The sequence below is a fragment of the Olleya sp. KJ81-1 genome (genome assembly GCF_055808135.1).
The window spans coordinates 1,711,896-1,725,122 of sequence record NZ_CM147854.1 but is presented as its reverse complement, the minus strand read 5'-3'; the positions used below and the strand labels follow the sequence as shown (position 1 = coordinate 1,725,122).

14 protein-coding genes and 1 pseudogene are annotated in these 13,227 nt (G+C 30.4%); 8 read left to right on the top strand and 7 right to left on the bottom strand.

All coding sequences use genetic code 11. The annotated features are described in order from the left end of the window. Nucleotides 1-381 precede the first annotated feature (381 nt). Nucleotides 382-864: a 5-(carboxyamino)imidazole ribonucleotide mutase gene (gene purE, locus AC0L3M_RS08255; RefSeq protein WP_473430414.1), complete on the bottom strand. Its 483-nt coding sequence runs from the start codon at nucleotides 862-864 to the stop codon at nucleotides 382-384. A gap of 363 nt (nucleotides 865-1,227) precedes the next feature. Here purE and AC0L3M_RS08250 point away from each other — a divergent pair, with 363 nt between their 5' ends. The 6 genes from AC0L3M_RS08250 (at nucleotide 1,228) to AC0L3M_RS08225 (ending at nucleotide 5,702) form a co-directional block, all read left to right on the top strand. Next, entirely contained in the window at nucleotides 1,228-1,671 is a 444-nt protein-coding gene (locus tag AC0L3M_RS08250) for a hypothetical protein (RefSeq protein WP_341588084.1), read from the top strand. 4 nt (nucleotides 1,672-1,675) lie between these two features. After that, nucleotides 1,676-3,247, top strand: a complete 1,572-nt coding sequence (locus AC0L3M_RS08245) for a hypothetical protein (protein ID WP_473430413.1) — start codon at nucleotides 1,676-1,678, stop codon at nucleotides 3,245-3,247. Nucleotides 3,248-3,253: 6 nt separating this feature from the next. Beyond that, a complete protein-coding gene (locus AC0L3M_RS08240) occupies nucleotides 3,254-3,760 on the top strand; it encodes a hypothetical protein (RefSeq protein ID WP_473430412.1) in 507 nt (168 codons plus the stop codon). Between the two features lie 143 nt (nucleotides 3,761-3,903). Next, nucleotides 3,904-4,278 (top strand): hypothetical protein, encoded by a 375-nt coding sequence (locus tag AC0L3M_RS08235; RefSeq protein ID WP_473430411.1) that lies wholly within the window; start codon nucleotides 3,904-3,906, stop codon nucleotides 4,276-4,278. Further along, nucleotides 4,279-4,803, top strand: a complete 525-nt coding sequence (locus AC0L3M_RS08230; RefSeq protein ID WP_473430410.1) for a hypothetical protein — start codon at nucleotides 4,279-4,281, stop codon at nucleotides 4,801-4,803. It abuts the gene before it with no gap. Next, a complete protein-coding gene (locus tag AC0L3M_RS08225) occupies nucleotides 4,800-5,702 on the top strand; it encodes a LytR/AlgR family response regulator transcription factor (protein WP_473430409.1) in 903 nt (300 codons plus the stop codon). The genes AC0L3M_RS08230 and AC0L3M_RS08225 overlap by 4 nt, the downstream gene beginning before the upstream one ends. Here the strand turns inward: AC0L3M_RS08225 and AC0L3M_RS08220 are convergent, their stop codons facing one another. After that, nucleotides 5,703-6,857, bottom strand: a complete 1,155-nt coding sequence (locus AC0L3M_RS08220; RefSeq protein ID WP_473430408.1) for a 5-(carboxyamino)imidazole ribonucleotide synthase — start codon at nucleotides 6,855-6,857, stop codon at nucleotides 5,703-5,705. It abuts the gene before it with no gap. 120 nt (nucleotides 6,858-6,977) lie between these two features. Between AC0L3M_RS08220 and AC0L3M_RS08215 the strand changes: the two genes are divergently transcribed. Then, on the top strand, nucleotides 6,978-8,093 hold the full coding sequence (locus AC0L3M_RS08215) for an adenylate kinase (RefSeq protein WP_145002784.1): 1,116 nt from the start codon (nucleotides 6,978-6,980) through the stop codon (nucleotides 8,091-8,093). 77 nt (nucleotides 8,094-8,170) lie between these two features. Beyond that, complete coding sequence (gene obgE, locus AC0L3M_RS08210) at nucleotides 8,171-9,166, top strand: GTPase ObgE (protein WP_341588091.1); 996 nt, start codon at nucleotides 8,171-8,173, stop codon at nucleotides 9,164-9,166. Between the two features lie 375 nt (nucleotides 9,167-9,541). Here the strand turns inward: obgE and AC0L3M_RS08205 are convergent, their stop codons facing one another. The 5 genes and pseudogenes from AC0L3M_RS08205 to AC0L3M_RS08185 form a co-directional block, all read right to left on the bottom strand. Continuing rightward, complete coding sequence (locus AC0L3M_RS08205; RefSeq protein ID WP_473430407.1) at nucleotides 9,542-10,648, bottom strand: alpha/beta hydrolase family protein; 1,107 nt, start codon at nucleotides 10,646-10,648, stop codon at nucleotides 9,542-9,544. 10 nt (nucleotides 10,649-10,658) lie between these two features. Further along, nucleotides 10,659-11,291 (bottom strand): SdpI family protein, encoded by a 633-nt coding sequence (locus AC0L3M_RS08200; RefSeq protein WP_473430406.1) that lies wholly within the window; start codon nucleotides 11,289-11,291, stop codon nucleotides 10,659-10,661. A gap of 4 nt (nucleotides 11,292-11,295) precedes the next feature. Next, nucleotides 11,296-11,549 (bottom strand): annotated as a pseudogene (locus AC0L3M_RS08195) (autorepressor SdpR family transcription factor). Nucleotides 11,550-11,657: 108 nt separating this feature from the next. Beyond that, the gene (locus tag AC0L3M_RS08190; protein WP_473430405.1) at nucleotides 11,658-12,134 is read right to left on the bottom strand and encodes a hypothetical protein; all 477 of its coding nucleotides are present in this window, start codon (nucleotides 12,132-12,134) and stop codon (nucleotides 11,658-11,660) included. A 20-nt stretch (nucleotides 12,135-12,154) separates the two neighbouring features. Continuing rightward, nucleotides 12,155-13,213 carry a hypothetical protein gene (locus tag AC0L3M_RS08185; RefSeq protein WP_473430404.1) on the bottom strand — a complete coding sequence of 353 codons (1,059 nt, stop codon included), beginning with the start codon at nucleotides 13,211-13,213 and terminating at the stop codon, nucleotides 12,155-12,157. Nucleotides 13,214-13,227: the final 14 nt, after the last annotated feature.

The window sequence follows — 13,227 nt, the reverse complement described above, 5'->3', positions numbered from 1 at the left end:
TTTTACATCTTGTTATTTAACGATTTATTAAGACTCTTTAACTAATATTCTAAAATAATACAAAATGTTGGTTGGTTTTGTAAGAAAACATACTTTTTTGCAACTGTTTTTTGGATATGAGTATACATTCTCATAAATAGAAAATAATAGCGATGGAAGCCTCAGACTTATGTTTGGGGCTTTTTTTTATTATAAATTATCGTTAAACCGATAAAAGTGTTGTTTGTCGAAACCTCTAATATTATTGGCTGTTAATTGTACATATAGAGGCTTAAGTTGCAACTTTGACATAAGTTTTTTTGATGTGAGAATATATGTCCACATATAGAAAGATTAATAGCGATTGAAAACCCCAACCTAGTTGGGGTTTTCTGTTTTTGACTATTTAATATCTTTTGAAGCTTGCTCTACTTTTACTTTTAAAGCTTCTTTGTAAGCTATAATTTTATCCAATACTGATGCATCAGATGTTCCTATAATTTGTGCAGCTAATATTCCTGCGTTTTTTGCTCCATTTAATGCAACAGTAGCAACAGGAACACCTCCTGGCATTTGCAGTATGGATAATACCGAGTCCCATCCATCTATAGAATTACTACTTTTTACTGGTACTCCAATAATTGGTAATGGACTTAAAGAGGCTACCATACCTGGTAAATGTGCTGCACCACCTGCACCAGCAATAATGACGCTAATGCCTCTTTTATGAGCGTTTTTACTAAAATCAAATAGTTTTTCTGGTGTACGATGTGCTGATACAATATCAACTTCTATATCTATTTTAAATTCTTTTAATATATCAATAGCGTCTTGCATGACTGGCATATCACTATTGCTTCCCATTATTACTGCTACTTTGCTCATAAATTGTGTTGTTTCAAAATTTAGTTGTTTTGCAAAAGTACGTTTTTTAGTACTTTAAATTAATGTCAAATTTATGATTATTTCCGCTTCTTAATCATTTACAAAAAGTGTGTCTACTATTCATGACATATAACATGCATTTCACGACATTTATTTTTATACACCTTGATTTTATTGCAGTTTTGGATTGCTATTAATCAATAATAATAAAACCCTTTACTTGATTTCTGGTATTGGGTTTTATTTAAAATAGTTAAAAATCTGATTCTAAAATTTCTTTTAGAAATCGCCAAAACCAAATGTCCCATCATAATTAAATCTAACACACTACAATAAATAACTATCAACCTTAAAACAAGAAAAATGAAAAAATTAATTTTAATAGGATTAACGCTTTTTACTATTACAGCTGCAATTGGACAAGAGCCTACAATGGAGCAAACACTTAGTTATTTAAATGCTAATATAACCGACTTGCCTTGTATGAGTGATTGGAAGTATAAAAACATAGCTTATAATGAGTCTAAAAATGCTATTGAAATATTTTTTGATGTTGAAAATGGTGTCTTAAAATATTCTGTCAATATGAATAAAGAGTATACGATAACTGACCATAAAGAAAAAAATTATGTTAAAGTGAAATTTAAAACAGAATCTATCACTTGTGTAGGTTCTGATGATGAAACTTTTTATAGAAATTACTTTTTATTTAGTAGCGCTATTCCTAAAACTGTAAGAGCAGTAAAGCATTTATTAAAATTAGGATATGCTAATAGAGATACAACCTTTGATGATATTAAATTTTAGGAAGATGAAAGAGCTAAAAATACTAAATCTAATATCATTTGTTTTCTTTTATGGTGCTTTTGCTTTTGCGCAAGACAATAATAATACACCTATCGAAAACGTAAAATTATATAAAATACCACTTACCAATACTGTTGTTTCTACATATGAAAAACTGTTACTTTTTAAAGTTTCAGAATATGATTTTGGTAAAAACTCTAACGGTATTGCTATACAACCTCAATTGTTAAATGAAAATATTAATAAAATATTTAATACAGTTGTACTTGCTAATTCGGATGTAGCTTCAAATGGATCTGCTATAGGTTACCAAAAAAATGACTCTAAAGAAACAGTGTCTGTTAATAGTATTTCTAAAATAAGTGCATCATATAGTCATTTCTTAAAAGTAGGTATTCATGCAAAGGGATCATCATCTCCATTTAACTTGTATGATGATAATACTTGGAGTAGTGGTGTTGGTGCAACCTTGGGTTACATTTATAAGCCTCAAAACTCTTCGACTTCTTATATTGATAATGAAGCAGAAAAAGTTAGCTTAAAGCGATTAAAATTTGTTGATTCTTTAATAAAGATTAAGATATCCTATGCTAAAAAATTAGAATCTATTGAATCTTTAATTAGTGAATTAGATAAAAGTAAAGCAACTTATTATCACAAAAAAGATAGTTTAAATGCTATTAAAAATGAAATAGAGACATTTAATTCTGTGTTTAAAAATGTGAATCCAAATTTTACTTTAACGGATTACTACAATAAGTTACTTTATAATCCAAACGTTTTACCTGATTCTGTATTTATTTTGGAAAACCAAAGAGCTTTAAACGAGTTAGAAAAATCAGGAAGTACTGCGTTTAATAAAGCTATAGATTATATTATTGAAGAGTTAACAGCTTTTGATAAAAAACATGACATTACTTATGGTTATTCATTGCATTGGTTTGATGGAGATTTTACTTTAACTAATGCAACCTATAAGTTTGAAGAAGCTAATATCGATAATACATTATATGCAACCTTAAATGATAGTTTAAAGTTTGATAAATCTCAAAATAAATTAAAACTCTCTACACAGATTAATTATAATTATACTAAAAAAAGTAGGAGAAATTTAACGTTTTTTAAAGCGGGAACAGCATTGCATAGTGGATCATTTTTAAGTTCTAATTTATTAAATGGAACACCTAAAATAGATGAAAACCAAAATGTAATTGATGAAAGTAATAGTGAAGAGAACACGTTAAAAGGTGATTTTAATGCAATAGATAAAACACTTACTTATGGAAGTTTTAGTGCTTATGGAGCTATGTTTTTTGGATCAAACCAAAAGTTTGGAATAAATTTAAATCTTAGCCATAATTACTTAATAAATAAACCGGAAAATGTTTTTTATAAAAACAATTTTACAGCTTTAGTAGGACCAATTTTTAAAGCGACAGGAAAAGAAGGCAAAGGTGTTGTACTAGGTATTGATATCGGTTTTGACAATGCTATTTACAATACTAAAATAAACAACGATTTTACCGCCAGATTACGCGTTGGAATACCTTTTGAAATATACACAAAATCAAAATAATTAACTATGAAAACTATTAAACTATTTGCAACATTATTTATACTTACTTTAAGTTTTGTTAGTATCGCACAATCTAAGCAAGAGACAGGTAGTGCCATGTTTCCATGGACTGACGGTCAAAAAGAAATTACAGCGTTTTACGGAATGAAAATATATGTTAAGGATAATACAGAATACTTATTTATTACAGATGCTATCAAATTATGTAATAGTGTTGAAAAATCTGATTCTTTTAAGTTTAATGAAGATTTTGAAGCTTACATAGAAGCTAATTATGCAGGTACAATTAAAGGCGCTAATAAGTTTGTCAATTATGGTGGTTTAAGCGGTTTTACACACATGTGTTATTTTTTTAATAAAAAAAATGATACAGCTTCAGAAAATTATAGTGATGCTAAACGTGGTATAACAAATGCTATGGCAGTGTTTAATAACACAAATCATAACAACAGAGAAAAGAAAATTATAAAAATAAGTCGTTTAGATTTTGACTTTAATCTGCCTTGTTATTAATAAAACATAGTACTAATTGGGTTACAATTAAAAAGTACTGTTGTTACCTCAAAAGTGTAGCTAAAATATTGTAAATAAGTCACAAGCGTGATAAAAAAGCAAATATTTATTATATTTAAAATCTAACCATCAAAACTAAAAAAATGACTCAATTTAAAGCAAAAGTAGAAGTATGTTTAAAAGATAGTGATGTTAATTTTACAATTGAACTGAATATCCCAATCGAAGTTGATATAAACTGTAAAGAGTATATTACTTTTTTAGACAGTAAAAATCAAAGACACCTAGTGCTTTTTATTGAAACAATGGATGGAAGTAGAATAGGTGTTGGTGGTAATATCAAAAAAACAATTAATAGCACATTTGTCAATAAAGATTTAAAGGAAGGAATGGACGTTGATATAGCACTTTATAACGATAACTCACTTTTCAAAGCTAAAAACAGTAGTGTGAATTTTGAGGAGCCTAGAGAGTCTGGTAATGGAGGAGTAGTTGGAGTGATAAGTTGTTCTAATTAATTGAAAAAACTAATTTTCATACTATTCGCACAATTTGTTTTAGCACAACAAAATCCACAAGATTCTATTTCATACGAGTATTTTTATGAGAAAGAATTACAACAAATAGTGTCTTTAAAACAACAACAAATAGGACGTTCTTTTAATCCTAAAAAGCAGCTTGAAATTGCCGACATTTATAAAAGAATTAACTGCGAGGATTCTGCTTATGCAGCTTATTACAAGGTTTTTGATAAAGAATTTAAAAAGCTAACGTTATCCGACGATGCTTTTAATGAGTTATTATTCTCGTTACACACAACCGAGTCTAGTAAGCATAATTATAACAAAGATAGACGCTACTTTCTAGAACTTTTAAAACAACGAACCATTAAGGGAACTAACGATAAATGGTTAGCTAAAATAGAAAACGAACGATTTAAAGACTATTTTATTGATAGCTTAAAATTAGACAAAGCAAAAGAAATAATTTACGGTATAAAAAAACAAATTATTACCAATCAAACAGCACGTTTAGGTCTGTGATTTTATTAAATGAAGGTAACCTAAACACCAAAATAAATAATTTTAAGATTGCAGAAAGTAATTTATTTCATGCCTTAGACTTGGCTAAACAAAATAAAGATTATCTGAGACAAGTGTATTGTCTTATTAATCTTGGAGTAAATGAAAATAAACAGAAAAATTATACAAAAGCATTAAGTTACTTTGATCAAATTAAAAGTATACCTAATAGCAAATACAATATCAAAATAGCCAGAATTATAGCAAGTAATAAAGGTAATGCCTACTATGGGTTAAAAGATTCTGTAAATTTAAAACACCAAGATGATTTGTATTATAAGTTAGATAATGTAATAAGTGATTTTAGTAAAAACAGTAATTTTTACGAGATTGACGTTGCCTACCAAACTAAAGAAAAAGATAAAAAAATACAGGAGTTGTCATCTTTTAAAAAGACATTTAATACTAACAAAATAGTCTATAGTGTTTTATTGTTTTTAGTGTTTTTGTTAGCGCTTTATTCTTTTGTACGATGGAAAAAATCAGACAAAACAAAAAAGCTGCTAAATAAAGAAAATCAATCTCTAAGTATAGAAAATAAAAAGACAAAACACGAGTTAGAAACCGTAAAGTCTATCGTTACTAATGACTTTATTTTACTTAAAAACAAATCCAAAGTTTATCTTGAAGCATTAATTTACGTCAAATCTGATGGGCATTATCTTAACCTTTACACAACTTCCAAAAAGGAATTTGTAAGAGGTAAAATTTCGGAAATTGAAAAACAATTACCACCTAACTTTGTTAAATGTCATCGCTCTTATATAATTAATAAAAATTATATCAAGCAGTATAATAGCATGGAGGTTATTATGACAAATGGTCAAGATATTCCGCTTTCTCGTGGGTTTAAATTTTAGTTATAAACTTATCACTTCAATACTATTTTTAACCTTTTCAGCAATTTGACGTGCTGTATTTAAGTCCTCATCTACAATGGTAACATGACCCATTTTTCTAAATGGTCGCGTTTCTTTTTTACCATAAATATGAGGTGTCACACCATCCATAGCCATTATAGATTCTATGTTTTTGTAGTGTACTTGACCTGTATAGCCTTCAGCACCAACAAGATTAACCATAACACTTGCCACTTTATTCTCAGTTTTACCTAAAGGTAATCCTAAAATAGCACGAATATGTTGCTCAAATTGAGACGTGTAACTCCCTTCAATCGTTTGGTGACCAGAATTATGTGGTCTTGGTGCAACTTCGTTAATTAGTATTTTATCATCTTCGGTTTGAAATAACTCAACAGCTAATAAACCAACGTGATTAAAAGCTTCAGATGTTTTTAATGCAATATCTTGCGCTTTTTTAGCAACTTCTGCACTTATTCTTGCAGGACAAATAACATATTCTACTTGGTTAGCTTCTGGATGAAACTCCATTTCTACCACAGGATAGGTTTTCATTTCGCCATTAGCACTTCTAGCAACAATTACAGCTAATTCATTTTTAAACGGAATTAATTGTTCTGCTATGCATTCGCCTTTAGGCAAATCTTTTAAATCCGCAATGGATCTTACTATTTTCACACCATTACCATCATAACCAAATTGTGCAGCTTTCCATACAAATGGTAAGTTTAAACCACCATTATCAATAGCATCTTCAATCTCAGACACATAAGCAAACCTGCTAAAAGGTGCAGTTGGTAAATTATGGTCTTGATAAAATAATTTTTGAGTCGCTTTATTTTGTATGCGTCTTAATGTTTTTGACGATGGGTAAACGGTTATACCTTCATTCTCTAATTTTTCAAGTGCAGCGACATTTACATTTTCAATCTCGATGGTTAAGACATTGACCTGTTTACCAAAATTATAAACAGTATCAAAATCCATCAAGTCACCTTTAGTAAACTCATTACAAGCCATACGACTTGGTGCCTCATTACTATTATCTAAAATACAAGTGTAAATATCAAATTTTCTAGTATTATAAAGTAGCATTTTGCCTAATTGGCCACCACCTAAAATACCTAATTTAAAGTCTGAAGAAAAATAATTCATTGGTCATAAATCGTGTTAGCCACAAAAATACATTTTAAAACCAAAACAGGACCTAAAAATCGAATTCAAATATCTGTTAAGCAGTCACAAATGCGTATATTTGCGCTTTAAATTTATAAAATGCAAACTATTACGCTTCACGACAAACAGTTTAAGCCATTTATTTCTGAACAAGAATTAGATGATGCTGTAACAAGAATGGCTAATCAAGTCGCTCACGATTTAGGAGACGAAGTCCCAGTTTTTGTTGGGATTTTAAATGGATCGTTTATGATTGTAAGTGATTTTGTGAAAAAATATCCAAAACCATGTGAGGTAACTTTTATTAAGCTTGCCTCTTATGAAGGTGTAAAATCTACAGAGGATATACAACGCTTAATTGGTTTAACACAAGATTTAACAGGACGCACTGTAGTTATCCTAGAAGATATTATTGATACAGGAAACACGTTAGAAGAAGTACACCGCATTTTTAAATCCGAAAACGTAAAACAATTGTTAATCGCAACACTGTTTTACAAACCGGAAGCTTATAAAAAAGACTTTAAATTACACTATGTTGGTATAGAGATTCCTAATAAATTTATAGTAGGCTACGGTCTAGATTATGATGGGTTAGGTCGCGATTTACCAGCAGTATACCAACTAAAAACAACACAACACATGACTAATTTAGTGCTATTTGGACCTCCAGGAGCAGGAAAAGGAACGCAAGCTAATTTTTTAAAAGAAAAATATGATCTAGTCCATATATCTACAGGAGATGTATTTAGATACAATATCAAAAACGAAACTGCTTTAGGTACGTTGGCTAAGTCTTACATGGACAAAGGTCATTTAGTACCAGATCAAGTAACTATTGATATGTTAGAGGCAGAGGTAGAGCGTAATGCTGGAGCTAAAGGATTTATTTTTGATGGTTTTCCAAGAAACGAAACGCAAGCGATAGCATTAGATAAAATTATGTCAGATAAAGACTCTGAAGTTAGCGCAATGGTAGCTTTAGAAGTAGAGGATGAGGTGTTAGTACAACGTTTGTTAGAACGTGGTAAAACTAGTGGAAGAAAAGACGACTCTGACGAGGCTATTATTAGAAACAGAATTAAAGTTTATTATAACGAAACTGCAATTTTAAAAGACTACTACGCAGCACAAAATAAATATTTTGGAGTAGATGGTATTGGTGGTATAGAAGATATTACCAAACGCTTAAACACTGTAATTGACAAATTGTAATACAAACAAACGTGTTTGAGTTAATAAGTATTAGTGAAAACTTTTAACTATTAACGTTTTAACTTTTTAACTAAATTATGACTGAGGGAAATTTTGTAGACTACGTAAAAATGCATGTCTCTTCCGGTAACGGAGGAAAAGGATCTGTGCATTTACATCGCGAAAAATTTATTACAAAAGGTGGACCAGATGGAGGAGATGGTGGACGTGGAGGACACGTTATATTAAGAGGTAACTCTAACCTTTGGACACTATTGCATCTAAAATTTAAAAGACATATTAGAGCAGGACATGGTGGACATGGTAGTAAAAGTAGAAGCTCTGGAGAAGATGGAGAAGACATGTACGCAGACGTACCTTTAGGTACCGTCGTTAGAGATACAGAAACTAACGAGATCCTTTTTGAAATCACTGAGGATGGAGAAGAGCGTATTGTGGCAGAAGGTGGAAAAGGTGGTCTAGGTAACTGGCACTTTAAAACATCTACTAACCAAACACCACGATATGCACAACCAGGAATACCTTTAGAAGAAAAATTTATAACCCTAGAACTTAAAGTTTTAGCAGATGTAGGTTTAGTTGGATTTCCAAATGCAGGAAAATCCACATTACTATCTGTAGTAACCTCAGCAAAACCAAAAATTGCAGATTACGAGTTTACAACTCTTAAACCTAACCTTGGAATTGTAAAATACAGAGACTTTCAAACCTTTGTAATGGCTGATATTCCTGGGATTATTGAAGGTGCAGCAGAAGGTAAAGGATTAGGGTATTACTTTTTACGTCACATAGAGCGTAACTCGATTTTACTATTTTTAATACCAGCAGATGCGCCAGATATTAAGGCACAGTATGAGATTTTGTTGGACGAGTTAAGACGTTACAATCCAGAAATGTTAGACAAAGATCGTATGATTGCCATCTCTAAGTCAGACATGTTGGACGACGAGCTTAAAGCAGAACTGAAAGCCGAATTGGATAAAACACTTCCAATTCCTTACCAATTTATATCAAGTGTAGCACAACAAGGTTTAACCGAGTTGAAAGACACACTATGGAAAATGCTTAACTAAATTATTTTGGGCGTTACCCACTTTTGATTTTAAGTAGCAAAAGTGGGTCAGGCTGTCCATTATATCTTTTTTTGCCATATATGGCAGCAAAAAAAGGATGTCATTTCCATCCTTAACGCAAAGCCAACCATTACCATAACAGCCAAGTATACTTTAAACGAATAGTAATTATTTAATGAATATAATTAAAAATTTAGCCATTCGTTTTTTTATTAGCCTTTTGGTTGCAGGACTAATATCCAAACAATTTCCGCAATTCGAGTTTATCCTATTAATAACAATAACCATTGCAATGTTTTTGTTATTAAGCAAAATGGCAAATAAATTTTAGAATCCTAAAATGGGTTTTGTGCTATGATGCAAAATTAATAGTCACTAAAATCTAGCATGAATCCAATCTGATATTAATTTTAAAGCAACAGGAGAAAAAGTTTCCTCAATTTTAGCATACTCATTAATATTTCCCGTTTTTGCAGTTTGAAACAAGTGATTTAAACCTTCAATTTCGTGTATAGTTACATCATTATTCTTAGCAGTCTCAAGGTGTTTTTTAATGGCAGGTAAATTTATTTCTGGTAATACTTGTACATCTTTAGTTCCGTTAAGGACCAAAACAGGACACGTTACTTTTTCTAAATATGCTTTAGGGTCTAATGTAATAAACGCATAAAGCCAAGGATTAGTTAATTGTGAAGCTAATTGCTTAATTACTATATTATTTACATAAACCGCAAACGGACTTTGATCTGCTTCTAATTGTTTTTTATAGTTTTCTAAAGCTAAAGTTATAGCAGCTTTTTGTTTATCCATTTCAGTTTCAGAATGTAAAGCATCATAAGCTATAGTTGTTAATTGGTGATTAAAAGCAATACCTTCTTTAGTAGTCCCTTGTAATTCTGCAATTTTTTTGCTTTGTGACTGTAGTACTTCTTGTCCATTAACACCTGTACCAGCAAGCATGACAATAAAAGCGACGTTTGTATTGGTAGATGCTACTATTGGTGCAATTAATCCGCCTTCGCTATGACCAATTAATCCAATTTTTGATGCATCAATATCTGTGCGTGATTTTAAAAAATTAATACCAGCTTCAACATCTTTAGCTAAATCAAAAGTGGTAGCTGTACTAAAATCACCTTGGGATTGTGCTGTACCACGTTCGTCATAACGTAAAACAGCAATTCCGTTATTAGTTAAATAATCTGCAATTACCCAAAAGGATTTGTGACCCATGATGTTGCAATCTCTATCATGTGCTCCAGACCCATTAATTAAAATGGCAACAGAAGGATTGATAGTATCTTTAGGTAACGTTAACGTACCAGCTAATACTATGCTGTCTGCTGCTGTGTTAATAAAAGTAACGTCTTCAATTTTATAGTTAAAAGGTCCTTTTGGTGTCTGAGGTTTTTCGGTTTGTGCAACAGTCAAACTTGTAAATAATATAAACAGCGCAACTGATAGGTTATTTAAATACTTCATAATAACTATTTTATTTTTTAAATTCAATATAAGAATGCACTAATGGTATTATGGTAATTAATACTGCAATTATGACAAACAACGTAGCAGCTGTTTGTGCATCAAAGATTAAACTCATGCAAACAATTAGTAAACCACCAACAAACCATATTTTACCACCTAAAAGATGCGTTTTTTTCCAGACGGTTTCGTTTTCTAAAGTCCAAGGTGTTTTGATACCAATAAAGTAATTTGGTTTTACCGTTTTCATAAAATTACCAAGACCAGCAAATAATAATCCTAGTAGTATGTATATAATGTTTGGGCTAGAAAAGCTTTGTGTTTTTGAGCTGTAAATTATAAATAAGGCTAGTACAGACATAAACAAGACTAAGAAAAATTTTAATTGCTCATACTTTTTTCCCATTGTAGCAATCTTATTTTTTGGATCAATTTTGGGTGCAATAGTCATAATAATATAAACTAAAACAGGTAACATAAACGGAATTAATAGTAACGTGTTTTTACTATTATAACCATCAATTTCTCCGCTAGCATTCCAGTGGGTTGGTACTGTTTCTGGTAATGCATTCCAGATGTAAGCTAAATATATAAAAGGCAAAGCTATTAATAATATATACGGAAATTCTTTTTTAAGATTCATAATTCTATTGTTTTAAAGTTATAATCCATTGGAGTACATCTTCTAGGATGGTTGTATTTATGGCATATTCTACAAACTGACCTTTTTTTCACTGGTTACTAAATCTGCACGTTTTAAAATATCTAAATGATGTGATATGCTAGGTTTGCTAATATTAAAGGCGTCAGCAATTTGTCCTGCTGTAAGATTATCTTCTTTTAAAAGTTCTAAAATTTGACGTCTTGTGTCGTCGTTTAATGCTTTAAATAATAAATTCACTAATTAGGTATTTAGACAAATATCTAAATATTATTTTAAATAGCAAAAAAAGCTTCCTAGAGTGGAAGCTTTTAATCTGCATCTTTTAAAAAAATTAAAACTTAATTTTTAAAATTCGTGTATTTTTTTCTTTTTACCTGGTAAAATAACTGTGCGATCATTAAGGTTTACAACACCATCATTAACCTTGTAATAGACTTTAGAGTCTTTATCGTCGATTAATTTTTCAAAATCAAAAGCACCATTTTGATCAATAGATATCATGTAAAGGTTGGACTTTTTAGCTTTAGTTTGTTTAAAAGCAATACGGTCTGCACTAAGTTTTTTAATATTGTCAGAACAGTTTATAAAAAAGTAAGTTGTTTCGCCTACTGGAATTGAAGTGTAAGAGCTGTTAGTAAGCCCTGTTTGTGCTTTGTTGATGTTTCTTGCCCATTTTAAGCCTCCATCTTTATCTAATCTAACGCTCATAATATCATTAAAATGATAGATGGTATAAGTAGACATTCCACCACTACCATTCATGGAAGTATGTGTGGTAATAAAAAACTCTTCTGCGTTTACAATAATGTCACCATTATCCATTGTAAAAATGCCTTTAAAATCTATGTTTTTAATACCCTTTTTCTGTTTTCTTTTTTTCTATTTTCTTTATTACCATATTTATCAGTCATAAACTCATCAGAGAAAGGTGTAAATTTTTCAGTCTCCATAGCAAGCGTATCTGGATTTAAATTAAACAAACAAACACCATTATAATTACCTTGATCTTTAACTCCGTAAAAACCAACACATGATAATCTGTCCTCTGTTTTGATTAACTCCATTGACGAGATAAATTTATCTGCCTTCTTAAACGCTGTTGTTTTTTGCCCATTTGCATTTACTTTTAGCAATTCGAAGTGGTAATTAGCTTCGCCTTTTTTCTTAGATTTTCTAGAGTTGTTTTCAAAAGCTTTACCTAAAAAGTAAACGGTTCCGTCTTTGTCATCGACATCAATACTATTGTATTCAAACAATTTGTCCTTAATATCTTTTTCTATTAATTTATCATATACACTTTCAAAATTAGTATTAAAAACAAATATTTTGTGGGTCTCTTTATCTTTATTGTTAAAGTCAAAGTTGATAGCAAAAAACGCATTGTTTTTAGACATAATTACTTCTCCCATATGGTTTCCATCCATTTGAGAAAAGTTATTTATAAAAATGGGAAAAATGCCTATTCCAAAATACTTTTGCATGTTGTCTTCAGAGAAGGATAACAGTTCTTTTTTGCTAAATTTTAGGTCTTTAAGATTAGAAGACACCACATTAAATACGATTTTATCTGCTTTTTTGTCGTGGTCAAATTCTATGATATGCAATTGTCCATCTTTAATAAAAGCATTTTGAATAAAATTATTGTCTACCTCATATTCAACCTCTTTGATTAGCTTTAATTTAGCGTCAAAGTGCTGGATGTAATACCCTTTTAATTTAGGTATAAAGCCACCTATAAAAGATCTGATAGTAATTAGTCCTCCATTATCATCTTCTAAAGAAAAGACTAATGAGCTGTTTTTTTTGGAGTCTTTAAAAATTTCACTTTTAGTTAAAGACACGGTTTGTGCGCTTATTGAAAATGCAAAAAGCAAAGCAATAAGTAATACTGATTTTTTCATTATGGTTAGTTTAG

Coding starts and splice junctions, on each gene's coding strand:
- purE (WP_473430414.1), bottom strand. CDS start 864: ATGAGCAAAGTAGCAGTAATAATGGGAAGCAATAGTGATATGCCAGTC.
- AC0L3M_RS08250 (WP_341588084.1), top strand. CDS start 1,228: ATGAAAAAATTAATTTTAATAGGATTAACGCTTTTTACTATTACAGCT.
- AC0L3M_RS08245 (WP_473430413.1), top strand. CDS start 1,676: ATGAAAGAGCTAAAAATACTAAATCTAATATCATTTGTTTTCTTTTAT.
- AC0L3M_RS08240 (WP_473430412.1), top strand. CDS start 3,254: ATGAAAACTATTAAACTATTTGCAACATTATTTATACTTACTTTAAGT.
- AC0L3M_RS08235 (WP_473430411.1), top strand. CDS start 3,904: ATGACTCAATTTAAAGCAAAAGTAGAAGTATGTTTAAAAGATAGTGAT.
- AC0L3M_RS08220 (WP_473430408.1), bottom strand. CDS start 6,857: ATGAATTATTTTTCTTCAGACTTTAAATTAGGTATTTTAGGTGGTGGC.
- AC0L3M_RS08215 (WP_145002784.1), top strand. CDS start 6,978: ATGCAAACTATTACGCTTCACGACAAACAGTTTAAGCCATTTATTTCT.
- obgE (WP_341588091.1), top strand. CDS start 8,171: ATGACTGAGGGAAATTTTGTAGACTACGTAAAAATGCATGTCTCTTCC.
- AC0L3M_RS08205 (WP_473430407.1), bottom strand. CDS start 10,648: ATGAAGTATTTAAATAACCTATCAGTTGCGCTGTTTATATTATTTACA.
- AC0L3M_RS08200 (WP_473430406.1), bottom strand. CDS start 11,291: ATGAATCTTAAAAAAGAATTTCCGTATATATTATTAATAGCTTTGCCT.
- AC0L3M_RS08190 (WP_473430405.1), bottom strand. CDS start 12,134: ATGGATAATGGTGACATTATTGTAAACGCAGAAGAGTTTTTTATTACC.
- AC0L3M_RS08185 (WP_473430404.1), bottom strand. CDS start 13,213: ATGAAAAAATCAGTATTACTTATTGCTTTGCTTTTTGCATTTTCAATA.